Here is a 23,021-nt window from a genome sequence, read left to right on the forward strand (position 1 = left end):
CGCTCGACACGACATCGTGTCAGCGGCCGGCCAACACCCCGAGCATCCACGACAGCGCCGCGATGGCGCCCACACCGACGACGCTCGAGCCGACTATCACGGCACGCCGTATGCGAGCCGACCGCTCTCCGCCCGCGGGCAGAGAGAGTCCGCTCGACGATCGCGTCCCGCCCGTCATCCCGCCGCGCATCCTGTGCGCGACCTCGTCGGCGGTCGGCCTGGTCTCGGGATCGCGGGCCGTCATCGCCGTCAGCAACGCCCGCCAGTCCTCCGGCAGGGTGTCGGGAACCACCGGGCTGCGGTGCAGCCGTGCGATCGCCGCCTCCAGCACGGTGCCCGAGTACTCGCGGCGCCCGGTCACCGCCTCGAGGAGCACGAGCCCCAACGAGAACACGTCGCTCGCCCCGCTGATCGGCTCGCCCGCCACCTGCTCGGGGCTGACGAAGCTCGCCGTTCCGATCACGATGCCGTCGCTCGTGAGGCGTGAGCCGTCCATGAAGTGCGCGACGCCGAAATCGGTGAGCTTCGCGGTGCGGTCGTAGCCGCTGGAGGCGACCTCGCTCACGAGCACGTTCGCGGGTTTCACATCGCGGTGCACGATTCCGCGCGCGTGCAGGTAGGCGAGCGCCTCCGCGAGCTGTGTGCCGATCGCGGCGACCTCGGCGATCGATAGCGGGCCGTCGACGAGTCGCGCCTCCATCGTGGGGTCCGCGACCAACTCCATCACGACGTAGCGGCGCACCGCTCCGCCGAAGTTGTGCAGACCGGCGTCGAAGAGGTTGACGATGCCCGGATGAGCGAACGAGCTCAGCATGCGCACCTCGCGCTCCTGGCGCGCGACGTCCTCCGGGTGAGACGCTTCGGCGCGGAACACCTTCACGGCGACGTCGCGCTGGACGGTCTCGTCGCGGGCCCGGTACACCGACCCCATGCCCCCCGAGCCGATGCGCTCGATGAGGTAGTACCGGCCGGCGATCTTCTGCGTCGCAGCATTCGCGGCGATGGTGCTCACGACGACCCCGCCTTCCGCTTGGACGGTGCGTTCCGCAGCGCGCCGTGGAAGCGCCCTGGTCGACCGTATCGCGGGCCCGCTTTCCGGGGGAGGCGAGAACGGGGGATTGACACGCCCCCGTGCTCAGTCGCGCGGGCCGAGCATCCCCTCGAACGAGCCCTCGAGTGCCCACGGGTCGTGCACCTCCGTCGAGCGTGTCGAGCGCGCTGCCTCGGCGGCGAGCTCGCGTCCGGCGCGTTCGATGCGGGAGGGGAGGGCTCGCGCGTCCTCGGTCGCGCCGCCCCAGTCGTCGGTCGCGGCGAACACCGTGGTCGAGAGCGGAGACGCGTGGAGGTAGGCGAACAGCGGTCGCATCGCGTAGTCGACGGCCAGCGAGTGGCGGGGCGAGCCGCCTGTCGCCGCGAGCAGCACGGGCAGCGAGCGCAGCGCCTCCGTGTCGAGCACGTCGACGAACGACTTGAACAGGCCGCTGTAGCTGGTGGTGAAGATCGGCGTCACCGCGATCAGGCCGTCGGCGCCGGCGACCGCATCGAGTGCCGTCTGCAGCGCGGGGCTCGCGAAGCCGGTGAGGAGGGTATTGGTCACGTCGTGTGCGAGCTCGCGCAGCTCGACGATGCTCCGCTCGACGGCGAAGCCCTGCGCGGCGAGAGCGGACTCGGTGGCGTCGGCCAGCCGGTCGGCGAGCAGACGTGTCGACGAGGGCTGGCTGAGGCCTGCCGAGACGACGGTGATCCTGCGGGTGTCCATGGGGGTCTCCTCGGCGTCAGACGGTGGCGGGTTCGGCGGCGGCGGTGGTCTGCGTCTCGCGAGCGGCGACGAGGGAGGCGTGGGTCGGCGCCTCCGGCACATGCGCCGGGCGTCCCTCGGCGAAGCCGGCGCGCAGCGCGGGGAGGATCTCGCCGAGCATGTCCATCTGCTCGAGGACGGTCTTCAGCGGGAGGCCGGCGTGGTCCATCAGGAACAGTTGGCGCTGGTAGTCGCCCACGTACTCGCGGAAGCCGAGAGTGCGGTCGATGATCTGCTGCGGCGAGCCGACGGTGAGCGGCGTCTGCTCGGTGAAGTCCTCGAGCGACGGACCGTGACCGTAGACCGGTGCGTTGTCGAAGTAGGGGCGGAACTGCGAGACCGCGTCCTGGGAGGTGCGCGCGATGAACATCTGACCGCCCAGGCCGACGATCGCCTGGTCGGCGCTGCCGTGTCCGTAGTGCTCGAAGCGCTCGCGGTAGAGCTGCACCATCTTCTGGGTGTGCGAGGCCGGCCAGAAGATGTGGTTCGCGAAGAACCCGTCGCCGTAGTACGCGGCCTGCTCGGCGATCTGCGGCGAGCGGATCGAGCCGTGCCAGACGAAGGGGGCGACTCCGTCGAGCGGACGCGGGGTCGACTGGAAGCCCTGGAGGGGCGTGCGGAACTGGCCCTGCCAGTCGACGGACTCCTCCGTCCAGAGTCGGTGCAGCAGGTCGTAGTTCTCGATGGCCAGCTCGATACCTCGACGGATGTCCTTGCCGAACCAGGGGTAGACGGGGCCGGTGTTGCCTCGTCCGAGCATCACGTCGACGCGGCCGTCGGCAAGGTGCTGGAGCATGGCGTAGTCCTCGGCGAGCTTCACGGGGTCGTTCGTGGTGATGAGGGCCATCGCGGTCGAGAGCTGGAGGCGCTCGGTCTTCGCGGCGAGGTAGCCGAGGGTCGTGGTGGGGGAGGAGGACCAGAAGGGCGGGTTGTGGTGCTCGCCGAGCGCGAAGACATCGAGGCCGATCTCCTCGGCCTTGAGGGCGAGGGCGAGGGTCGCCTGGATCTTCTCCGTCTCGCTCGGCGTGCGTCCGGTCGTGGGGTCGGTCGTGATGTCGCTGACCGTGAAGATGCCGAACTGCATCGGGCGCTCCTTGCTTTCCTCCGGCCCGTGAGGCCGGTTCATGCGTTTGCATGTACAAGATGCTCCAACCGCGCGCGGCCGGATCTATTCCCGATCGCAACCGAGCGGCCCTTCTCGCTGTCGAGGTCCGCGACCAGCCGGTACTCCGCGAGCACGCCCCCGCCTCCGAAACATCCCCGCAATCTGCCCACGACTAGAGTCGTGCCATGGGTGACCTCTTCGACGGATACGGGTCCCAGAAGGTCGAGCGACGCCCCACCGGCGCCTCCCCCTGGGACGAGATGTTCGCCGACGTTGCGGCGGCGAGCGGGCGGGACGGAGTCCGCGGCGCCTACCGCGACATCTATTCGGCGCTGGCCAGGATGACGCAGGACGAGCTGCGGGGACGCACCGACGCGCTCGCCTCCTCCTACCTCGCCCAGGGCGTGACCTTCGACTTCGCGGGCGAGGAGCGGCCCTTCCCGCTCGACGCCGTGCCGCGCGTCATCGAGAGCGCCGAGTGGAACGAGGTGCAGAGCGGCATCAAGCAGCGCGTGCGCGCGCTGGAGGCGTTCCTCGCCGACGTCTACGGCCCGCAGAACGCCGTCGCCGACGGCGTGATCCCGGCCGCCCTGCTCTCGAGCTCGAGCCACTTCCACCGCCAGGCCGCGGGAATCGTCCCGGCCAACGGCGTTCGGATCCAGGTGTCCGGCATCGACCTGATCCGCGACGAGGTCGGCGGCTGGCGAGTGCTCGAGGACAACGTGCGTGTCCCCTCCGGAGTGTCGTACGTCATCTCCAACCGCCGGGTGATGGCGCAGACGCTGCCCGAGCTGTTCGTGTCGATGCGGGTGCGCCCCGTCGGTGACTACCCGAACCGGCTGCTGCAGGCCCTGCGCGCCTCCGCCCCCGAGGGCGTCGAGGACCCGACGGTCGTCGTGCTCACCCCGGGCGTCTACAACTCCGCCTACTTCGAGCACACCCTGCTCGCCCGTCTGATGGGCGTCGAGCTCGTCGAGGGTCGAGACCTGTTCTGCACGGGCGGCAAGGTCTTCATGCGCACCACGTCCGGCCCCACCCGGGTCGACGTCATCTACCGTCGAGTCGACGACGAGTTCCTCGATCCGCTGCAGTTCCGTGCCGACTCGATGCTCGGCTCGCCGGGCCTCATGCTCGCGGCCCGCCTCGGCACCGTCACCATCGCCAACGCGGTCGGCAACGGAGTCGCCGATGACAAGCTCGTCTACACCTACATGCCCGACCTCATCCGCTACTACCTCGGGGAGGCGCCGGTGATCAAGAACGTCGACACCTGGCGCCTCGAAGACCCGGGAGCGCTCGAGGAGGTGCTCGACCGGCTCGACGAGCTCGTCGTGAAGCCCGTCGACGGGTCGGGAGGCAAGGGGCTCGTGGTCGGTCCCGACGCCTCGGCCAAGGAACTCGCCGAGCTGCGCTCGCGCCTCCAGGCCGATCCTCGCGGCTGGATCGCGCAGCCAGTGGTGCAGCTCTCGACCATCCCGACCCTCGTCGACGACGGAATGCGCCCGCGCCACGCCGACCTGCGCCCCTTCGCCGTCAACGACGGCTCCGACATCTGGGTGCTGCCCGGCGGCCTCACCCGCGTGGCCCTGCCCGAGGGGCAGCTCGTGGTCAACTCCTCGCAGGGAGGCGGCTCGAAGGACACCTGGGTGGTCGGCCTCGACGAGCGAGGCGGCGAGGCGGAGGCGCGCGACATCCAGGGTCTCGTCGCCGAGCAGGCCGCGGCCACCAGCTCGATCCCGATCGTCTACCCGCAGAACCACACACCCGACCATTCGCCGCAGGACTCGCCCACGAACGACCAAGAGCAGCAGCAGCAGCAGACCCGCAGCGCGGGGGAGGAGGCCTGATGCTCTCGCGGATCGCCGAGTCGCTGTTCTGGATCGGCCGCTACATCGAGCGCTCGGACGGCACGGCGCGCATCCTCGACGTGCACCTCCAGCTCTTGCTCGAGGACCCCTGGATCGACGAAGACACCGCCTGCCGCTCCCTGCTCTCGGTGATGGGATCGACCCCTCCCGACGACATGCGCGAGATCACACGCGCCGACGTGCTGACGATCCTCGCGATCGACCGCACCAACCCGGCCTCCATCGCCTACTCGCTCGGCGCAGCCCGGGAGAACGCCCGCCGTGCCCGCGAGATCGTCTCGACCGAGCTCTGGGAGTGCCTCAACACGACGCGCACCCGGATGCCGCGCCGCGTCTCGGGCGAGCGCGTCTCGGAGTTCTTCAGCTGGGTACGCGAGCGTTCGGCGCTCGCGGTGGGGATCATCGAGTCGGCCACCTCGCGCGACGAGGCGTGGCAGTTCTTCACGCTCGGCCGCTCGATCGAGCGCGCCGACATGACCGCGCGACTGTTGGCGACCCGCTCGCTGACCGAGGCGAGCGGCCCGTCGTGGACCACGATCCTCCGGTCGTGTGGTGCCTATGAGGCCTATCTGCGCACCTACCGCGGCGTGCCGAGCGCGCGGAACGCGGCCGAGTTCCTCCTGCTCGACCGGCTGTTCCCGCGGTCGATCCTCTTCTCGGTCTCTCGCGCGGAGGCGTGCATGCGCGACATCGAGCCGCGTACGGGCCGCGTCGGTCATTCCGGCGACGCCCAGCGCGTGCTCGGACGGATCCGCAGCGAGCTGGAGTATCGACCGGTGACCGACATCCTGGAAGATCTGCCGCGGTACATGGACGGCGTACAGAACGCGACGTCTGCCGCGTCCGAGGCGATCCGTCAACGCTACTTCCCCACCAACGTCATGCCGAGCTGGATCGGGGAGGCGCTGTGAGCAGGCTGCGCATCACACACACGACAGGGTTCACCTACGCGGGCGACGTCGTCGCGTCGTACAACGAGGCGCGTATGCTGCCGGCGTCCTCGGACGGTCAGCTCGTGCTGTTCTCGAACCTCGACATCCGACCCGTCACCTCGGTGCACGCCTACACCGACTACTGGGGCACGCGCGTGGCGTCGTTCGACGTGCTCGACGCGCACCAGGAGCTCTCCCTCACGGCCACCTCCCTCGTCGAGGTGCGCCCGAAGCAGCACCCGGAGCATCCGACCGGGTGGGGGCAGCACTCGGCGCAGGTCGAGACGCGCACCGAGTATGTGGAGCAGTCGAAGCAGACCATTCGCACCGCGCCTCCCGAGGACCTGGTCGCTCTCGCGCGCGAGCTCGCCGACGCCGCAGAGGGCCCGTGCGACGCGGCGCTGTCGATCGCCGAGCGCATCGGCCGCGAGATGACCTATCGGCAGGGCGTCACTGGTGTGCACTCCACGGCGTCGGAGTCGTGGAGCGCCCGAGAGGGCGTCTGTCAGGACATCACCCACATCGTGCTCGGTGCCTTGCGCTCGGCCGGCATCCCCGCGCGCTACGTCTCGGGCTACCTTCACCCCAAGCCGCAGGCCGACATCGGCGAGACGGTGGTGGGCGAGTCGCACGCCTGGGTCGAGTGGTTCTGCGGAGGCGCGTGGCGCGGCTACGACCCCACGAACCTCATCGACATCGGCGACCGCCACGTGATCGTGGGCCGCGGTCGCGACTACAACGACATCGCCCCGTTGCGCGGAGTGTTCGCCGGTCCGCGGTCGTCGAAGCTGTTCGTCCGCGTCGAGATCACGCGGGAGGCGTGAGGGCCGGTCGCCGGACGTCCGCGAGGGTCTCCTCCTCGTTGCGGCTCTCTTGCTCGCGAGCGGCGCGCCGCAACCGGAGGTGGAACCCGAGTCCGATCGCGGCAGCGACGATCCCCGCGGCGGCGCCCACGAGCATCGCCTCGCGGGGCCCTGCGGCGTTCGCGACCCAGCCGACCAGCGGAGCCCCGATCGGGGTGCCGCCCATGAAGATCGCCATGTAGAGCGCCATCACCCGCCCGCGCATCTCGGGCGTCGTCGAGAGCTGGACGTAGCCGTTGGCCGAGGTCATGAGCGTCTGAGCCGCGATGCCGACGAAGGGCAGCAGGATCGCGAACGCCCACACGGTCGGCATGACGCTCGCGAGGGCGAGCGCGAGTCCGAATGCAGCGGCGGCTCCCACGATCAGGCGGAGACGCGGCTGGTCGCGTCGCGCCGAGAGGAGGGCGCCGAGCACCGAGCCGACCGCGATGGCCGAGGTCAGCAGACCGAACTCGCTCGCACCCATGCCGAACTCCACTGTCGCCATCGTCGAGGCGAAGATGGGGAAGTTCAGGCCGAAGGTGCCGATGAGGAACACGATCGCGAGCACCACGACGATGTCGCGACGCTTCGAGACATAGCGGAACCCCTCGAGCAGGGCACCGGGCCCGCGGCTGGCGCGAGGGGCGATGCGCAGTTCGTCGCGGTGCAGGAAGTGCAACGAGAGCAGCACGGCCAGGAAGCTCGCGGCGTTGAGGAGGAACACCCAGCCCGAGCCGATCGCGGCGATGAGCACGCCCGCGAGGGCCGGCCCGATCATCCGCGCCGAGTTGAAGGAGGCGGAGTTGAGCGAGACCGCGTTCGAGAGGTCGCGCTCCTCGACGAGCGCCGAGACGAAGGTCTGGCGCACCGGCGCGTCGATCGCGGCCGCGAAGCCCAGCACGAGGGCGAAGAGGTACACCATCCACAGCTGCACGACGCCGGTGACGACGATCAGCCCGAGCCCGAGGCCCAGCGTGCCCATCGCTCCCTGCGTCGCCATCAGGAGCTTCCGACGGTCGAAGCGGTCGGCGATGAAGCCCGAGAAAGGCACCATCACGAGTGGGGGACCGAACTGCAACGCCATCGTCACGCCGAGCGCGCTCGCGTCGTGGTTGGTCAGGTCGTTGATGACGATCCAGTCCTGGGCGGTGCGCTGCATCCACGTGCCGACGTTCGAGACCATCGCGCCGGCGAACCAGATGCGGTAGTTGGGGACGGCGAGTGAGCGGAACATCGCGCTCATCGGTCGGCCACCTCCCGCAGCAGCGCGGCGGCGTCGTGCAGGAGTCGCAGTTCGCCCGGGGACAGCTCGCGCAGGCGGGCGACGAGCCAGGCGTCGCGGCTGCGGCGCACGTCGAGGACGAGCTCGGTCCCCTCCGTCGTGGGGCGGAGGCGCGTCACGCGGCCGTCGGCAGGGTCGGCCAGGCGTTCGGCCAGGCCCTCGTCGACGAGGCAGGCGACGGTGCGGGTCATCGAGGGCGGGCGCACGCGCTCGGCTTCGGCGAGCTCGCCGAGGGTCTTGGGTCCCTCGCGGTGGAGGAGGGCGAGGACACTGAACTGCGAGTCGCTCAGCTCGTGCTGGGCCTTCTCTTGGCGGAGGCGGCGGCCGAGCCGGCCCACGGCGGTGCGCACCTCGCCCGCGAGGGCGGTCAGGTCGGCGGTGCCGGTGGGACGCTCTGTCGATTGCACATAGTTAGCCTAACAAAAGAAAAGGCGCGCGGGGAACCCCGTCGCCACCGCTCAGCTCCGGGCGGTGCGCACGGCGCCGACGCTCGCCGCGACGACCAGAGCGATGCCGATCGCCTCCACGGGACTCACTCGCTGCCCGAGGACGAGGAACCCCGAGAGCGCAGCAGCTCCCGGGGACAGCGACATCAGGATCGAGAACGTCGACGAGCGCAGCCTCCGCAGGGCCAGCAGCTCGAGGGCATAGGGCACCGCTGAGGAGAGGACCGCGACGGCGAGCCCGAGAAGCAGCACCGGGGGCGCCACCAACGCCGGACCGGCGGTCGCGACGCCGAACGGGAGCGAGACGAGGGCTCCTGCCGTGAGGGCGAGAGCGAGACCGTCGAGACGGGGGAACCGCCCACCCGTGCGCCCGGCGAGGACGATGTAACCCGCCCAGAGCGCCGCCGCGCCGAGCGCGAAGGCGACACCCGCCGGGTCCAGTGCCGTGAACCCGCCCTGCGAGAGCGTCGCGACCCCCGCGAGGGCGAGCGCGGCCCAGAGCAGGCTCAGGAGGCTCCGTCCCGCGATCACGGACAGCACCAGCGGTCCGAGCACCTCGAGCGTGACCGCGGCGCCCTGCGGGATGCGCGCGATGGCCTCGTAGTAGCAGGCGTTCATCCCGGCCAGAGCGAGGCCGTAGGCGAAGACCGTGCCCCAGTCGGAGCGCGAGTAGCCGCGCAGGCGGGGTCGGCAGACGAGCAGCAGCACCGCCGCCGAGAAGACCAGTCGCAGAGTGACAGTGCCGATAGGGCCGGCCGCGGGGAACACCAGCACCGCGAACGAGGCGCCGAGCTGGACGCTCGCGACCGAGCCCAGGACGAGGCCGATCGAGCCGGCGCTGCCCCGCGGTCTGGCCATCGGGATCAGCTGGAGCGTCGCTGCGTCTGGACGGGCTGCACGTTGTAGCCGAGCAGGCCGATTCCCGTGGCGTCCCAGCGCAGGGTCGTCAGCGACACGTTGTCGACCACGGGGAAGGTGTGGCGGTAGGTCTCGGGGTTGATGCCGAGGTAGGCGCAGAGCAGGAGGCGGATGAGCGTTCCGTGCGCGACGACGAGCACGCGGCCGTCGGGATGCTCTCGGTGGATGCGGGCGAGCGAGGTGTTGGCGCGGGCGACCGCATCGAGCCCAGACTCGCCTCCCGGCAGGGGCTGGATCGCCGGCGCGGCGACCCACGCGTGGTAGGCGTCGGGGAACCGCTTCTCCATCTCCTCGGTCGTCAGGCCCTCGCCCTCGCCGAAGTCGACCTCGACGAGTGCCGGGTCGGAACGTACCTCGAGATGCGCCGCGCGTGCGGCCGGGACCGCGGTCCGCACCGCGCGCACCAGGGTGGAGGAGTAGACCGCCTCAAGCCCCGCGTCCACGGACCACGCGGCAAGGGTCGCCGCCTGGTCGTGTCCGCGCGCGGTCAGCGCGATGTCGGAGGAGCCCGCGAAGCGGTTCTCGGAGTGCCAGACAGTCTCTCCGTGTCTGGCGAGGATCAGCGTCGTCACCCCCTGAGCCTATCGAGGGCCCGCCGAGTGTCGTCGGCGAGCGGGCCGACGGTCAGGCGGAGGCGCCGGCGTAGTGTGCGTCGACCAGCACGGGGAGGTGGTCGGAGAGCCCCTGCGGCAGCGTCGACACGCGTTCGATGCGCACCGAGTCGCTGATCGCGAAGTCGAAGTGTCCGCTGAAGTACCGGTAGCGGGCGTAGGTGGGAGCGTCGCTTCGCGACACGAGATAGCCGTTCCGCGTCATCCTTCGGTCGAGTCCGCGGAAGAACCAGGGGTAGTTGTAATCGCCGACCATCAGGGAGGGCACATCCGGTGCGTAGCTCCGCAGTCGCTCGAGGGCCTCGTCGATCTGCTTGCGACGCAACGCGTTGCCGGCTGAGAGTGGGGCAGCGTGGAACGAGGAGACGACGATCGAACCACCCTCGCGATCCTCCAGCCGCACGGCCAGGAGGCGTTCGTGGGCGGGCGACATCACCCGGTCGTGCATCGACTTGCTCAGCTCGAAGGCGGCGCTGCCCGCGAGGTCGAAGCGCGACTGCGAGTAGTAGACCGCGAGCCCGAGCCTGTTGCGCGCGGTGACGGAGGCGAGGCGCAGCTCGCCCACCTCTTGCGGGAGCTTGGTGGTGTCGCACTCCTGGAGGCACAGCACGTCGACATCGTGGCGGGCCGCGAGCGGCGCGATCTCGACGTGCGCCCGGTGCTCGCGGAGGTTGTACGAGATCACGCGGAGGGCGCGTTCGATCTGCTGCATTTCGCCAGTGTAGGGCGGGTCGCCTGGCGATCCGGCGACGCCGGGGCGAACACGGAGGGACGTTCGCGGTCGCGTCGGGTGCCCGTCGGAGCTCCTGGCGAAGGCTCAGCCGCGCCCGGAGTCGCCGCCCTCGGCGTCGGTGCCGTGGACGCCGTCGGTGGGGCCCCAGTCGGGCAGGGGCGGGTTCTGCGCCTCGCCGTCCGGGCCGTCGCCGTCGTCGTCTCCTGCGTCGGTGATCTCGGGGGAGGGGCCGCCGATCTCGTCCAGACCTGCGACGTTCGTCGTCTCGGTCGCGGGGTCGGCGGGCCGCGCGATCTGCTCGGAGGCGCGCGTGGCGTCCTCCTGCCCCGGGTCGTTCACCTGGGTCGGCTCGGTGTCGTTGTCCATGCTGCTCATGCCTTCACGGTAGGTCGCACGCTCCCCATCGGGCACCCCCTTGCGTTCCGCTCCGGGGCGAGGGACGGCCCCTGCCCGGGGGGTCCGGGGCTTCTGTACCCCCTGTTAGGGGTGCACGCCGAGCGCCCTTGATCGAGGGTGTCGCCGACGGGCACGATCACGGAGATCCCTGCTCTTCCGGCCATACGCCGGGACCCAGGGATGCACCCCCCTGAGTGAAAAGCCCCCTGAGTGAAAGGCCCTCCTGTGATCCACCACTCGTCCGACTCGCCCTCCTCTCTCGTCCCGAACGACGATCGCCTCGTCTCGCGCCGCACCGTCGGCACCGCCGCTGCCTGGTCCGTCCCTGCGGTTGCTGTCGCGCTCGCGACCCCCGCCGCGGCCGCCTCGAACGTCGACGTCGGCGCCTTCCTCCTCACCGGCTCCTGCGGCATCCTCGGGGTCCTCGGTCCGGGCTTCACTCTCACGGCCTCCGGGACGGCCCCGATCCCCGCGGGGACGACGGTGACGATCATCGGCAGCGGCGTCGCGAACATCGGCGTGTTCAGCGTCACGGGAGGCGCGGCGTCCGTCATCGTCCTCAGCGGGACGGGACGCCAGATCACGGTGACCGCGCCGCTCCCAGCGGGCGCGACGATCGCCTTCCGTACGACGCTGTCGACCTCGGTCGCCTTCCGCCTGAACGCCGTCGCGGAGCTTCCCGAGGGCTATTCCGGCACGGGAGCCAAGACGGCGGCCACAGTCAACTCCACTCTTATCCTCTGCTCCGCGACCTGAGGCCCGGGCGCCCATGAGGAAGGCCCTCCCACTCCGAGTCTCGGAGGGGAGGGCCTTCTGGGTGTCTGGGCCGTCGGGGAGGCGTCAGCGCCCGTAGGCCGAGGCCGCGGGGCAGTCGAACGGGTCGCCTCCGGCGGAGAGGCCCACGCGGTTGAGGTAGCGCACCACGATGCCGTACGACTCGAGGAGCGACGTCTCGGTGTAGGGGATCTGGTGGGTGGCGCAGTATTCCTTGGCGATGACCTGTGCGCGACGCAGAGCCGGGCGGGGCATGTTCGGGAACAGGTGGTGCTCGACCTGATAGTTGAGGCCACCCATGTAGAGGTCGGTGAACCAGGTGCTGCGGATGCTGCGCGAGGTCAGGACCTGGCGGCGCAGGAAGTCGACACGCGCCTCCGTGGGCAGCAGCGGCATGCCCTTGTGGTTCGGTGCGAACGAGGCGCCCATGTAGAGGCCGAAGACGCCGAGCTGCACTCCGACGAAGGCGAACGCCATTCCCAGCGGGAGCGCCCAGAAGACGACGGCCAGGTAGAGACCCACGCGGACGACGAGCATGGAGATCTCGACCCAGCGCTTGTCGACCTTGCCCTTGCCGAACACGGTGCGGAACCCGTGGACGTGCAGGTTGAGGCCCTCGAGCAGCAGCAGCGGGAAGAAGGCGTATCCCTGTCGGCGGGTCAGCCAGGCGTAGAGGCCTCGCGAGCGGGCGGCGTCTTCGGGAGTGAACGAGACGACGTCGCGGGCGATGTCGGGGTCTTTGCCGAGGACGTTGGGGTTGGCGTGGTGGCGGCTGTGCTTGTTCATCCACCACGAGTAGCTGATGCCGACCACGAGGTTGGCCAGCGTGCGGCCGGCGATGTCGTTGGCCTTGCCCGACTCGAACACCTGGCGGTGCGAGGCCTCGTGCGCGAGGAACGCGAACTGTGTGAGCACGATGCCCAGCGCGGCGGCGAGGAGGAGCTGGAACCAGGAGTCTCCCAGCAGGACGAAGCCCGTCACGATGCCGCCGAGCGCGAGGGTCAGTGCACCGAACATCGTGTAATAGAAGCCCGTGCGGCGGCGCAGGAGGCCGGCATCGCGAACGGTATTGAGCAGGCCGGAGTATTCGCTCGTCGGGTTGACGCGGCCGTCTGCGCGCGGGCGGGTGCGAATGACGCGGGGAGCGGTTGCTCCGTCGGACACTGGGGAGATGGTGGGGGTGCTCATCGGCGCCTCGCTCTTCGTGGCGGTCGTCGGCCTGGACGACCTCTCGGTGAGCGATCCCGGTGGGGCGGTCCGCTCGTGGTTCACCACGTCGGTAGGGGCCGGACGTGGCATCAGGGCGACCGCCGTGAGGGGTGACCTTAGTGAAGACTAGGGGGCCCGCGAGGCCCGCGCACCAGGGCGATTGCCAGCCTTCGTTCGAGGCGCATCGAGAACGGCGCATGCCTCCGAGCGCCGCGGCGCGATCCGTGCCGCAGGAGGCATGCGCCGGTCAGGAATCGAGCGCGTCCTCCGGGCGGCCGCCTTCGGAGCGGCGAGGCGAGCCTCGGCCGGCCGGCCGCGAAGAAGCGCGGGATGGGAGAACGCCGGGAGCCGGAATGGGCTCGCCGCGACGGTGGTTCTCGACCGGGTGCGACACCCGCACTGCCCCTTCCCACGAAAGGCGATCCATGGATCCGTTCTCTCCCCTTGCCGTCGGTGACCTCGCCCTGCCCAACCGCATCGTGATGGCGCCGATGACGCGCCTCCGCGCCGACGAGAGAGGCGTGCCCGGAGCGCTGATCGCCGAGTACTACGCCCAGCGGGCCGGCACCGGGCTCATCATCAGCGAGGGCGTGTTCCCCAGCGCGGAGTCGAAGGGCTACCCCGGCCAGCCGGGCATCGCCACCGACGAGCAGGCAGAAGGCTGGCGTGTCGTCGCCGAGGCGGTCCACGCCGCGGGGGGCCGCATCGTGATGCAGATCATGAATGCGGGCCGCGTCTCCCACCCGGCGATCACCGGCACCGACCGGATCGTCGCGCCGAGCGCCCTCGCGATCGACGGAGAGGTCCGCACCCCCAACGGCGCGGACCGCTTCCCCGTCCCGCACGCGCTGAGCGCCGACGAGCTCGCGACGGTGCGCGACGAGTTCGTCGCCGCCGCCCGTCGTGCCCTCGACGCCGGCGTCGACGGCGTCGAGGTGCACTCGGCGAACGGCTACCTGCTGCACGAGTTCCTCTCGCCGGTCTCGAACGTGCGCACCGACGCCTACGGCGGCTCTCCCGCCGCACGGGCGGCGTTCCCCCTCGAGGTGACGCGCGCGATCGTCGACGAGGTGGGCGCCGGCCGGGTGGGCATCCGTCTCTCGCCGAGCCACAACATCCAGGACGTGCTCGAGACCGACGCCGACGACGTGCGCGCCACCTACGAGGCCCTCGTCGACGGCCTCGCGCCGCTGGGCCTCGCCTACCTCAGCGTGCTGCACGCCGAGCCGACGGGCGGGCTCGTGCAGGATCTGCGTGCGCGTTTCCACGGGGTCTTCGTCGCCAACAGCGGCTTCAGCTCGCCGACGACCCGCGAGGAGGCGATCGCGCTCATCGCCGAGGGCCACGCCGACGCCGTCGCCGTCGGCCGGCCCCTGATCGCCAACCCCGACCTCGTCGAGCGCTGGCAGGGCGGTCACTCCGAGAACGAGGTCGACCAGGCGACGGTGTATGCCGGCGGCGCCAAGGGGTACACCGACTACGAGCCGCTCTCTGCCTGAGCCGACACGGCCGGCCTGAGCCGTCGACGACGAGAAGACCCGCTCTCTCGCAGGGGCGGGCCTTCTCATCGTCCCGGGCCTCCTGGCCCGGCGTGTCTCACTCGGGAGGCGCGAGCCTCGTCTCGGCGGCCTCGTCCTCCACGGTCCCGGCGGGATCCTCGGCGTCCGGCTCCACTGCATCGCCGCGGCGCCCCTCGCCGAGCGCTCGGATCGAGGCGAGTTCGTCCGCGAGCGCCGGGTCCTCCGCGCGGCTCACGAGGCCACCTCGATCTGGCCCGCCGAGATCGCCTCCGCGTACGTGCGGAGGTCGGGTCCGGGCTCGAAGTCGATGAAGCGGTCTTTGAGGCGTGCGGTCAGCTCCGCGAACACGTCCTCCCAGGGCTCGCCCCTCTTGCTCGCCGCGAGCTCGACGACGGCCTCGCGGAGGACCCTGTCCGAGTCGTCGAGGATCTTGGTCCGGGCTTCGTCGTTCCAGCGGATGTCCTGTGCGTCCATGTGTCGACCGTAGGCGCGGCCGTGCCGCGGCCGCAGGGACTTGCGGCACCGGAAGCGGAGGCGTAGAGGCCGCGTGGCCAGGAGTGGACCGCCACCCGGCTCGGCTGCGCTGGCCGCGGCGTCTAGGGTGTCCAGAGATGCTGACGTTCACCGACGACCTCGGTCTGGCCGTCCTCGCGCTGATGGTCCTCGCCGCCTTCGCGGCAGGATGGATCGACGCGGTGGTGGGAGGCGGGGGCCTGCTCCAATTGCCCGCCCTGCTCCTCGTGCCCGGTATCTCGCCGGTCCAGGCCCTGGCGACGAACAAGCTCGCCTCGGTGTTCGGCACGACCACCAGCGCGATCACCTTCTTCCGCCGCGCCAGACCCGACCTGAGGACCGCGCTGCCGATGGCGGCGGTCGCCCTCGTGGGCAGCTACTCCGGCGCGAACCTCGCTGGCCTGCTGCCCGCCTCCGTCTTCAAGCCGATCATCGTCGTGGCGCTCGTCGTCGTCGCGGTCGTGACGATCGCCCGCCCCGCGCTCGGCAGCGTCACCGCGCTCAAGCACGCGGGGCGCCGACACCTCGTGACGGCTGCGGTGCTGGGCCTGCTGATCGGCTTCTACGACGGACTGATCGGCCCCGGGACCGGGACCTTCCTCATCATCGCCCTCATCACCGCCCTCGGCTACGACTTCGTCCTCGCGAGCGCGAAGGCGAAGATCGTCAACGTGGCCACGAATGTGGGGGCGCTTCTCTTCTTCGTGCCCGGCGGGCACGTGATCGGCGTGCTCGGACTCCTCATGGGGCTGGCCAACGTGGCCGGCGCCTATCTGGGGTCGCGGATGGCGGTCGCGCGGGGCAGCCGCTTCATCCGCGTCGCCTTCCTGCTCGTCGTCGGTGCGCTGATCGTCAAGCTCGGCGTCGATGTCTGGACCGAGAACCTGGCCCCGCTTCTCGCCTGAGCCCGCGCGGGGCGTCCCCGCCAGCGGCTCCCTCCAGACTCCAGAAGCCTTGCGCCCCGGCTCATCCGAACGGGATGGAGCCGACCAGGACACCGACGGCGAGCATCACCAGTGACACGACCACCGCGCGCCACAGCACCTTGCGGTGATGGTCGCCGAGGTTCACGGAGGCGAGCGAGACCAGGAGGAGGATCGCCGGCACGAGCGGGCTCTGCAGGTGCACCGGCTGCCCGGTGATGGAGGCTCGGGCCATCTCGACCGGCGAGATGCCGTAGTTGGCCGCGCTCTGCGAGAGCACCGGCAGGATCCCGTAGTAGAACGCGTCGTTCGACATGAAGAAGGTCATCGGGATGCTCAGCACGCCCGTGATCGCGGCGAGGAACGGGCCGAGCGCGGGCGGGATGACCCCCACGACCCACTGCGCCATCGCGTCGACCATGCCGGTGCCGTTGAGTACGCCGATCAGCACGCCCGCCGCGAGCACCATCGACACGACGCCGACGATGCTCGGCGCGTGCTTGACGATCTCGGCCGCCTGCTCCTTCATCTTCGGGAAGTTGATCAGCAACGCGACCGCCGAGCCGACCATGAACACGTAGGGCAGCGGCAGGATGTCGGCCACCAGCAGGGTCATGACCGCGAGGGTGAGCACGAGGTTGACCCAGATCAGCTTCGGGCGCAGCGTCGCGCGGTCGGGGTCGAGCATCGTGTCGGCCATGGCGGTGTCGGCGTCGTCGGCCTGGACGCGGGCGGCGACGGCGACCTGGGCGCCGCGCAGCGCCTCCGGACCGCGCAGGAAGGAGAAGCGCTCGCGGGCGAGGGTGCGGATGCCTCCGGTCAGGGCCGCCAGGCCGCCGGTGCGCGGCGCGGAGCCGGCGCCCACCGCCTCGAACACCGGCTCGGCCAGCGCGAGAGAGCCGAGGCGGCGGCGCTCGCCGAGCCCGAGGAACCAGGCGAACACGAGCGTGACGACCACGCCGACCGCGAGCGAGGGGAGCATCGGCACGAAGATGTCGGTCGGCGAGACCTGGAGGGCCGCCGCGGCGCGCACCGTCGGCCCGCCCCACGGGACGATGTTGAGCGTCCCGTTCGCCAGCCCGGCGACACAGGTGAGCACGACGGGATTCATCCCGAGGCGGAGGTAGATCGGCAGCATCGCGGCCGTCGTCACGATGAAGGTGGTCGAGCCGTCGCCGTCGAGGGACACTGCTCCGGCGAGCAGCGCCGTGCCGAGCACGACCTTCGCCGGATCGTCGCCGAGAGCGCGGACGATGAAGCGGATCAGCGGGTCGAACAGTCCGACGTCGATCATGATGCCGAAGTACATGATCGCGAACATGAGCAGCGCGGCCGTCGGAGCGAGGGTGCCGATCGCCTCCATCACCATGTCGCCGATGCCGAGGCCTGCTCCGGCGAAGAGCCCGAAGATCGTCGGCACGACGATCAACGCGACCATGGGCGTCAGCCGCTTGGTCATGATGAGGGCCATGAAGGCCAGGATCATCGTGAATCCGAGTAGTACCAGCACAGCTGACTCCTTCGTCGTGGCGTTCCGTGCGCCGTGGGAGCCTCGCTCTCACGGTCGTCGCCACCCTAGGGAGACGCGTCGGCCGCCCAGGGGTATCGCTCATTTGCGCGGGATCTGCGCATAGTGTGGGTTCTGCGCATTCTGCGCAAGGAGGGCGGGGAGGCGCGATGCGGTTCGCGACGCACGTCCTGGTGCTCCAGCTCGCCACGGTCTCGGCCTCGGTCCTCGTCTGCGCCGGGCTCGTCACCGCTCTGAGCGTTCACCAGCTGCGCGGCGAAGCGGAGGGGACCGCGCTCGCCATCGCACGCACCGTGGCCGAGGACTCGGACGTCCGCGACGCGGTGACCGCCTCCTCCGCCGACCCCGCCGTCCCCACGCGGGACGAGCTGCAGGCCGGGCCGCTCGAAGGAGTCGCCGCCGCCGTCGAACGGCGCACCGGCGCGCTCTTCGTGGTCATCACCGACGATCAGGGCATCCGCCTTGCGCATCCCGACGAGGCACGGCTCGGCGAGAGGGTATCGACGAGTCCGGACGATGCGCTCGCCGGCAACGAGAGCGTCTCGTGGGGGACGGGCACTCTCGGCGAGTCCGCGCGCGCGAAGGTGCCGGTGATCGAGGCAGGAGGGTCGAGGGTGGTGGGCGAGGTCAGCATCGGCTTCGCGCGCTCCAGCGTCTTCACCGACCTGCCGACCTCGCTGCTCGGGGTGCTCGCGGCGGCCCTCGCCGGGCTGGCGTTGGCCGTCGTCGCCTCCGTCTTCATCCGACGCCGTCTGCTCCGGCTGACGCTCGGGCTCGCTCCGGAGGAGGTGACCGCACTCGTCCAGGATCAGGCCGCGGTGCTCGACGGCGTCGATGAGGGCGTCCTCGCATTCGACCGCGACGGGCGTGTCGGCGTCTGCAACGCGCGAGCGGCGGGTCTGCTGGGCGTCGAGGACCCCGCCCTGCTGCACGGGCGTGCGCTCGCCGAGCTCGGGCTGCCGGCGCCTCTGGCCGAGGCGGTGGCCCGGGCGCTCGGTGCGGCGGAGGTGCCCCGCGGCGTCGGCGAGGAGGGTTTCGTCGTGCGCTCCCGCATCGTCTACGTCGACATTCGGAGGGTGACCCGGGGCGACCGCGACCTGGGCGTCGTCGTCGTGCTGCGCGATCGCACCGCCGTGGCGGCCCTCAGTCGCCGCCTCGACGCGGTGGGAGCGATGACGAACGCCCTGCGGGTGCAGCGACACGAGTTCGCCAACCGCTTGCACGTGGTGTCGGGGCTGATCGACGCCGGGCGCGTCGACTCCGCCCGCGACTACCTCGACGAGGTGCTCACGCGAGGTCCGCTGAAGTACCCGGTGCAGCACGCCGACCGACTCCAGGAGCCCTACCTCCAGGCCCTTGTCGGCGCGAAGGGCATCGAGGCCGCCGAGCGCGGCGTCCTCCTGACGCTGGGGGAGGAGACGCTCGTGCGCGGCACCGTCGTCGAGCCGGAGGATGTCGCGACCGTCGTCGGCAACCTCGTCGACAACGCGGTGCGGGCGGCCGTCGAGGGGCGGCGCGATGTCCGCTTCGTCGAGGTCGAGCTGCTCGATGACGGCGACACCCTGTTCGTCACCGTCGCGGACTCGGGCGACGGGGTCGCCGATCCGGTCTCGCTCTTCGACCGCGCCGGCTCGGGCGACGAGGGTGAGGAGGACCGCGTGCACGGCCGCGGCTTCGGCCTGCCCCTCTGCCGCGACGTCGCGGCGCGCCGCGGCGGGGAGGTGTGGCTCGCGGATGCGGGCGGCGAGACATCCGGGGCGGTGCTGTGCGCGCGCCTCCCGGGAGCGGTACGGCCGCCCGCGGCGGGAGAGGATCAGGCATGAGCACCGATCCGACGCGCACCGTCCTGGTCGTCGACGACGACTTCCGGGTGGCGCAGCTGCACGCCGATCTGGTGGAGGCGCGGCAGGGCCTGCGGGCGCTGCCTCCTGTGCACACCGCGCGAGCGGCCAGGGCTGCCGTGCTCGAGCACGCGCCGGACCTGGTGCTGCTCGACATGCACCTGCCCGACCAGAGCGGGATCGCGTTGTTGCGCGAACTCGACACCGACGCTTTCGTGGTGAGCGCCGCGTCCGACGGTGCCACGGTGCGTCGCGCACTGCATGCCGGAGCGCTCGGCTACCTGATCAAGCCGTTCGACGCGCGGCTGCTCGGCGAGCGCCTCGACGCCTACGTGCGCTTCCGCAACGTGCTGCGCGAGGACCGCGTTGCCGATCAGGAGGCGGTCGAGCGTGCCTTGCGCATCCTGCATTCGGGAGACGCGGCGGCCGCCCCGCCCTCGCGTTCGGCGACCGAGCAGCTCGTGCTGGCTCGCCTGGTCGAGTCGGGCGCCGAGCTCTCAGCCCTCGATGTCGCCGAACGCGCGGGCATCTCGCGGGCGACCGCTCAGCGCTACCTCTCGGGCCTCGCGGGCCGCGGCCTCGTCGAGATGACGCTCAGCTACGGAACCACCGGCCGCCCCGAGCACCGCTACCGCGCGCTCTGAGCCGGGGCTCAGTGCCCGGCGCCGGCGTCCGCCGCCACCCGGCGGCGTTCAGCGGCCTCGGCCGCCATCCGGCGTCCCTTCGGGCTCACGAGCGAGGCGATCACGGTGACGAGCAGCACGCCGATGATGACCGAGAGCGAGAGCCCGGTGCCGATCTCGAAGACCTCCACGTGCTCGCCGTTGTTGATGAACGGGAGGGTGTTCTCGTGCAGCGCGTGCAGGATCAGCTTCACGCCGATGAACGCGAGGATCGCCGCGAGGCCGATGCTGAGGTAGACGAGGCGGTCGAGCAGGCCGTCGATGAGGAAGTACAGCTGGCGCAGGCCGAGCAGCGAGAACGCGGTGGCCGTGAACACGATGAAGACGTCGCTCGTCAGCCCGAAGATCGCCGGCACGCTGTCGAGGGCGAAGAGGATGTCGGTGCCGCCGATCGCGGCCATGACCAGGATCATGGGCGTCAGCACGCGCTTGCCGTCGACCTCCGTGAAGAACTTGTCGCCGTCGTACTTGTCGCTCGTCTTGAAGATCCGCTTGGCCAGGCGCACCATCACGTTGTCGCCGGAGTGGTCGTCTCCGGGCTTGACCAGGTTGAACGCGGTGAGCAGCAGGATCAGGCCGAAGAGGTAGAAGACCCAGGCGAAGGAGTTGATCAGCGCGGCGCCGAGGAAGATGAAGCCCGTGCGGGCGATCAGCGCGAACACGATGCCGAAGAGCAGCACCTTCTGCTGATCGGCGCGCGGCACCTTGAAGCTCGCCATGATGATGAGGAAGACGAAGAGGTTGTCGACCGACAGCGCCTTCTCGGTGATGTAGCCCGCGAAGTATTCGGCGCCCGCCGTCGATCCGCCGAAGAGCAGCACTCCGACTCCGAAGAGCACCGCGATGCCCACGTAGAGCGCCGACCACAGGGCCGACTCCCTGAGCGTGGGCTCGTGGGCCTTGCGGACGTGGAAGAAGAAGTCGAAGAGCAGGAGCAGGACGATGAAGACGATCGTCAGGGTCCAGATCAGGGGCGACACGGTCATGTAGGGGCTGGCCTCGCTCGGGAAGGGGTGGGGACGGTCGTGATGGTCGCTCGTCGCTAGAACGCTAGCGAGCCGCGGTGGGCGCCGAAGCGATCTGGACGGGATCATGAGTATCTTCTCAGTTCGTGCGATCGTGACCGCGTCGTGCGGCCCGTGCCGCACACTGAGACCCATGCCCGGCACCGCAGTCGACAGGACGTTCGAGGACGCGTATGGCGTCACGATCCACTACCGCTGGTGGCCGCATCCCTCGCCCCGCGCCCTCGTGCAGCTCGCGCACGGGGTCGGCGAGCACTCGGGCCGCTACACCGAGCTGGCGGAGGCGCTCGTCGCCGCCGGGTATGCGGTCGCCGCCGACGACCACCGCGGCCACGGGCGCACAGGGATGCAGCAGCACGGCGGCGATGCCTCCCGACTCGGACTGCTCGGCCCCGGCGGCCTCCGCGCGACGGAGGCCGCCATCGTCCGCCTCACCCGCGAGCTCGCCGCCGAGAGCCCGGGCACGCCGATCGTGCTGCTCGGCCACTCGTGGGGGTCGCTGATGGCCCAGCGGATCGTCGACCGCCACGCGGAGGCCTATGCGGCGCTCGTGCTCAGCGGCACGGCCTACCGCCTCCCCGGCTTCATGAACGCGGGCGACCTCGCCCGACGACACCGCGTTCCGGGCGGGCTCGGACTCGAGTGGCTCTCGCGCGACCCGGAGGTGTGGCAGCGTTTCCACGACGACCCCCTCACGTTCACGACTCCTCTGGCGAAGCGGATCGGGCTGATCGAGACCCTGAGGCTCGTGGGCCGCCCCGCGCGGCAGACCGCTCCCGGACGTCCCCTCCTGCTCGTCGTAGGCGCCGACGACACGCTCGGAGGCGAACGCTCGGTGCGCGCGCTCGCGCAGGCGTACCGTCGGCGCGCCGGGTACACCGACGTCTCGGTGCGGGTGTATCCGGAGGCGCGCCACGAGCTGTTCCAGGAGCTCAACCGCGCCGAGGTGACGGCAGACGTGGTCGCGTGGCTCGACGACCGCTTCCCGAGAACTCCCGCGGCCTAGGCTGGCGTCATGCATGGCGAGTACAAGGTCCCCGGCGGAAAACTCGTGGTCGTCGATCTCGACGTCCTCGACGGGAGGTTCGCCGGGTTCCGGCTCGCGGGCGACTTCTTCCTCGAGCCCGACACGGCGCTCGACGACATCGACCGGGCGGTGGTCGGGCTTCCCGTCGAGACCGACGCCACGTCGATCGCCGCAGCGATCCGTGCGGCGCTGCCGAGCGATGCGGTGCTGCTGGGGTTCACCCCCGAGGCCGTCGCCGTCGCCATCCGCCGTTCGCTGAAGCAGGCGACGAGCTGGCGCGACTACGACTGGCAGATCGTGCACGACCGGGCCGTGCCTCCGGCCATGCACCTCGCGCTCGACGAGGTGCTGACCGCCGCGGTGGGCGAGGGCCGGCGGCAGCCGACCCTCCGCATCTGGGAGTGGGACCAGCCGGCCGTCGTGATCGGCAGCTTCCAGTCGTTGCGCAACGAGGTCGACCTCGACAACGCGGCGACGTACGGCATCGACGTGGTCAGACGCGTCTCGGGCGGCGGCGCGATGTTCATGGAGGCGGGCAGCGTCATCACCTACTCGCTCTCGGTGCCGGGCGATCTCGTGCAGGGACTCACCTTCGCCGACTCCTACGCGTTCCTCGACGAGTGGGCGGTCAACGCGTTGCAGTCGCTCGGCATCGACGCGGTCTACCAGCCGCTCAACGACATCACCTCACCGTCCGGCAAGATCGGCGGAGCGGCGCAGAAGCGACTCGGCTCGGGCGCGGTCCTACACCACGTCACCATGAGCTACGACATCGACGCCGAGAAGATGGTGCAGGTGCTGCGCATCGGGCGCGAGAAGCTGTCCGACAAGGGCATCGCCTCCGCCGTCAAGCGCGTCGACCCGCTGCGCAGCCAGACGGGGCTCAGCCGGGCCGAGATCATCGAGCGGATGAAGGCGACCTTCGTGCAGCTGCACGGGGGCACGGCCGGATCGCTCACGGCCGAGGAGTACGCGGCGGCGGAAGAGCTGGTACGGACGAAGTATGCGACTCCGGAGTGGCTGCGGCGAGTGCCGTAGGGGAGG

General features: G+C 70.7%; 25 protein-coding genes. 11 read left to right on the forward strand and 14 right to left on the reverse strand.

What is annotated here, in order from left to right:
* Positions 1 to 19: 19 nt before the first annotated feature.
* The 3 genes from ITJ45_RS02935 to ITJ45_RS02945 all read right to left on the reverse strand — a co-directional run bounded on the left by ITJ45_RS02935 (position 20) and on the right by ITJ45_RS02945 (position 2,882).
* Positions 20 to 1,012 (reverse strand): serine/threonine-protein kinase, encoded by a 993-nt coding sequence (locus ITJ45_RS02935; protein WP_194607325.1) that lies wholly within the window; start codon positions 1,010 to 1,012, stop codon positions 20 to 22.
* Positions 1,013 to 1,135: 123 nt separating this feature from the next.
* Positions 1,136 to 1,759, reverse strand: a complete 624-nt coding sequence (locus tag ITJ45_RS02940) for an FMN reductase (RefSeq protein WP_194607326.1) — start codon at positions 1,757 to 1,759, stop codon at positions 1,136 to 1,138.
* Positions 1,760 to 1,775: 16 nt separating this feature from the next.
* Positions 1,776 to 2,882, reverse strand: coding sequence for an LLM class flavin-dependent oxidoreductase (locus ITJ45_RS02945; RefSeq protein ID WP_194607327.1), 1,107 nt, complete (start codon positions 2,880 to 2,882; stop codon positions 1,776 to 1,778).
* A gap of 206 nt (positions 2,883 to 3,088) precedes the next feature.
* Here ITJ45_RS02945 and ITJ45_RS02950 point away from each other — a divergent pair, with 206 nt between their 5' ends.
* The 3 genes from ITJ45_RS02950 to ITJ45_RS02960 are packed head-to-tail and all read left to right on the forward strand — an operon-like array spanning position 3,089 to position 6,527.
* A complete protein-coding gene (locus ITJ45_RS02950) occupies positions 3,089 to 4,750 on the forward strand; it encodes a circularly permuted type 2 ATP-grasp protein (RefSeq protein WP_194607328.1) in 1,662 nt (553 codons plus the stop codon).
* Complete coding sequence (locus ITJ45_RS02955; RefSeq protein WP_194607329.1) at positions 4,750 to 5,682, forward strand: alpha-E domain-containing protein; 933 nt, start codon at positions 4,750 to 4,752, stop codon at positions 5,680 to 5,682. Before ITJ45_RS02950 ends, ITJ45_RS02955 begins: the two co-directional genes overlap by 1 nt.
* Entirely contained in the window at positions 5,679 to 6,527 is an 849-nt protein-coding gene (locus tag ITJ45_RS02960; protein ID WP_194607330.1) for a transglutaminase family protein, read from the forward strand. The genes ITJ45_RS02955 and ITJ45_RS02960 overlap by 4 nt, the downstream gene beginning before the upstream one ends.
* Here the strand turns inward: ITJ45_RS02960 and ITJ45_RS02965 are convergent.
* The 6 genes from ITJ45_RS02965 to ITJ45_RS02990 form a co-directional block, all read right to left on the reverse strand.
* Entirely contained in the window at positions 6,511 to 7,791 is a 1,281-nt protein-coding gene (locus tag ITJ45_RS02965) for an MFS transporter (protein WP_194607331.1), read from the reverse strand. The two genes, ITJ45_RS02960 and ITJ45_RS02965, sit on opposite strands and share 17 nt — an antisense overlap.
* Positions 7,788 to 8,237, reverse strand: a complete 450-nt coding sequence (locus ITJ45_RS02970) for a MarR family transcriptional regulator (protein ID WP_323742833.1) — start codon at positions 8,235 to 8,237, stop codon at positions 7,788 to 7,790. Before ITJ45_RS02970 ends, ITJ45_RS02965 begins: the two co-directional genes overlap by 4 nt.
* A gap of 51 nt (positions 8,238 to 8,288) precedes the next feature.
* The gene (locus tag ITJ45_RS02975) at positions 8,289 to 9,134 is read right to left on the reverse strand and encodes an EamA family transporter (RefSeq protein WP_194607332.1); all 846 of its coding nucleotides are present in this window, start codon (positions 9,132 to 9,134) and stop codon (positions 8,289 to 8,291) included.
* A gap of 5 nt (positions 9,135 to 9,139) precedes the next feature.
* Entirely contained in the window at positions 9,140 to 9,766 is a 627-nt protein-coding gene (locus ITJ45_RS02980; RefSeq protein WP_194607333.1) for a histidine phosphatase family protein, read from the reverse strand.
* A gap of 52 nt (positions 9,767 to 9,818) precedes the next feature.
* A complete protein-coding gene (locus tag ITJ45_RS02985) occupies positions 9,819 to 10,517 on the reverse strand; it encodes an endonuclease/exonuclease/phosphatase family protein (RefSeq protein WP_194607334.1) in 699 nt (232 codons plus the stop codon).
* A 105-nt stretch (positions 10,518 to 10,622) separates the two neighbouring features.
* Positions 10,623 to 10,913 carry a hypothetical protein gene (locus tag ITJ45_RS02990; RefSeq protein WP_194607335.1) on the reverse strand — a complete coding sequence of 97 codons (291 nt, stop codon included), beginning with the start codon at positions 10,911 to 10,913 and terminating at the stop codon, positions 10,623 to 10,625.
* Between the two features lie 246 nt (positions 10,914 to 11,159).
* Between ITJ45_RS02990 and ITJ45_RS02995 the strand changes: the two genes are divergently transcribed.
* The gene (locus tag ITJ45_RS02995; protein ID WP_194607336.1) at positions 11,160 to 11,690 is read left to right on the forward strand and encodes a hypothetical protein; all 531 of its coding nucleotides are present in this window, start codon (positions 11,160 to 11,162) and stop codon (positions 11,688 to 11,690) included.
* Between the two features lie 84 nt (positions 11,691 to 11,774).
* Here ITJ45_RS02995 and ITJ45_RS03000 read toward each other — a convergent pair whose 3' ends face one another.
* Entirely contained in the window at positions 11,775 to 12,896 is a 1,122-nt protein-coding gene (locus ITJ45_RS03000; RefSeq protein ID WP_194607337.1) for a fatty acid desaturase family protein, read from the reverse strand.
* Between ITJ45_RS03000 and ITJ45_RS03005 the strand changes: the two genes are divergently transcribed.
* The gene (locus ITJ45_RS03005) at positions 12,880 to 13,047 is read left to right on the forward strand and encodes a hypothetical protein (RefSeq protein ID WP_194607338.1); all 168 of its coding nucleotides are present in this window, start codon (positions 12,880 to 12,882) and stop codon (positions 13,045 to 13,047) included. The two genes, ITJ45_RS03000 and ITJ45_RS03005, sit on opposite strands and share 17 nt — an antisense overlap.
* A 295-nt stretch (positions 13,048 to 13,342) precedes the next feature.
* The gene (locus tag ITJ45_RS03010; protein WP_194607339.1) at positions 13,343 to 14,416 is read left to right on the forward strand and encodes an alkene reductase; all 1,074 of its coding nucleotides are present in this window, start codon (positions 13,343 to 13,345) and stop codon (positions 14,414 to 14,416) included.
* A 97-nt stretch (positions 14,417 to 14,513) separates the two neighbouring features.
* Here ITJ45_RS03010 and ITJ45_RS03015 read toward each other — a convergent pair whose 3' ends face one another.
* Both ITJ45_RS03015 and ITJ45_RS03020 read right to left on the reverse strand, forming a co-directional pair.
* Entirely contained in the window at positions 14,514 to 14,672 is a 159-nt protein-coding gene (locus ITJ45_RS03015) for a hypothetical protein (RefSeq protein ID WP_194607340.1), read from the reverse strand.
* The gene (locus ITJ45_RS03020) at positions 14,669 to 14,911 is read right to left on the reverse strand and encodes a hypothetical protein (RefSeq protein ID WP_194607341.1); all 243 of its coding nucleotides are present in this window, start codon (positions 14,909 to 14,911) and stop codon (positions 14,669 to 14,671) included. The genes ITJ45_RS03015 and ITJ45_RS03020 overlap by 4 nt, the downstream gene beginning before the upstream one ends.
* 137 nt (positions 14,912 to 15,048) lie before the next feature.
* On the opposite strand from ITJ45_RS03020, the gene ITJ45_RS03025 reads away from it, so the two are divergent.
* Positions 15,049 to 15,855 carry a TSUP family transporter gene (locus ITJ45_RS03025; protein ID WP_194607342.1) on the forward strand — a complete coding sequence of 269 codons (807 nt, stop codon included), beginning with the start codon at positions 15,049 to 15,051 and terminating at the stop codon, positions 15,853 to 15,855.
* Positions 15,856 to 15,916: 61 nt separating this feature from the next.
* Here the strand turns inward: ITJ45_RS03025 and ITJ45_RS03030 are convergent, their stop codons facing one another.
* A complete protein-coding gene (locus ITJ45_RS03030) occupies positions 15,917 to 17,359 on the reverse strand; it encodes a CitMHS family transporter (protein WP_194607728.1) in 1,443 nt (480 codons plus the stop codon).
* Between the two features lie 191 nt (positions 17,360 to 17,550).
* Between ITJ45_RS03030 and ITJ45_RS03035 the strand changes: the two genes are divergently transcribed.
* Positions 17,551 to 19,224, forward strand: coding sequence for a sensor histidine kinase (locus ITJ45_RS03035; protein WP_194607343.1), 1,674 nt, complete (start codon positions 17,551 to 17,553; stop codon positions 19,222 to 19,224).
* Positions 19,221 to 19,886, forward strand: a complete 666-nt coding sequence (locus tag ITJ45_RS03040; RefSeq protein ID WP_194607344.1) for a response regulator transcription factor — start codon at positions 19,221 to 19,223, stop codon at positions 19,884 to 19,886. The genes ITJ45_RS03035 and ITJ45_RS03040 overlap by 4 nt, the downstream gene beginning before the upstream one ends.
* Before the next feature lie 8 nt (positions 19,887 to 19,894).
* Here ITJ45_RS03040 and ITJ45_RS03045 read toward each other — a convergent pair whose 3' ends face one another.
* On the reverse strand, positions 19,895 to 20,911 hold the full coding sequence (locus ITJ45_RS03045; protein WP_194607345.1) for a TerC family protein: 1,017 nt from the start codon (positions 20,909 to 20,911) through the stop codon (positions 19,895 to 19,897).
* A gap of 172 nt (positions 20,912 to 21,083) precedes the next feature.
* On the opposite strand from ITJ45_RS03045, the gene ITJ45_RS03050 reads away from it, so the two are divergent.
* The gene (locus ITJ45_RS03050; RefSeq protein ID WP_194607346.1) at positions 21,084 to 21,956 is read left to right on the forward strand and encodes an alpha/beta fold hydrolase; all 873 of its coding nucleotides are present in this window, start codon (positions 21,084 to 21,086) and stop codon (positions 21,954 to 21,956) included.
* A 9-nt stretch (positions 21,957 to 21,965) separates the two neighbouring features.
* A complete protein-coding gene (locus ITJ45_RS03055; RefSeq protein WP_194607347.1) occupies positions 21,966 to 23,015 on the forward strand; it encodes a lipoate--protein ligase family protein in 1,050 nt (349 codons plus the stop codon).
* Positions 23,016 to 23,021 lie beyond the last annotated feature (6 nt).

The sequence above is a fragment of the Rathayibacter sp. VKM Ac-2879 genome (assembly GCF_015351245.1).
Taxonomy (GTDB): domain Bacteria; phylum Actinomycetota; class Actinomycetes; order Actinomycetales; family Microbacteriaceae; genus Rathayibacter.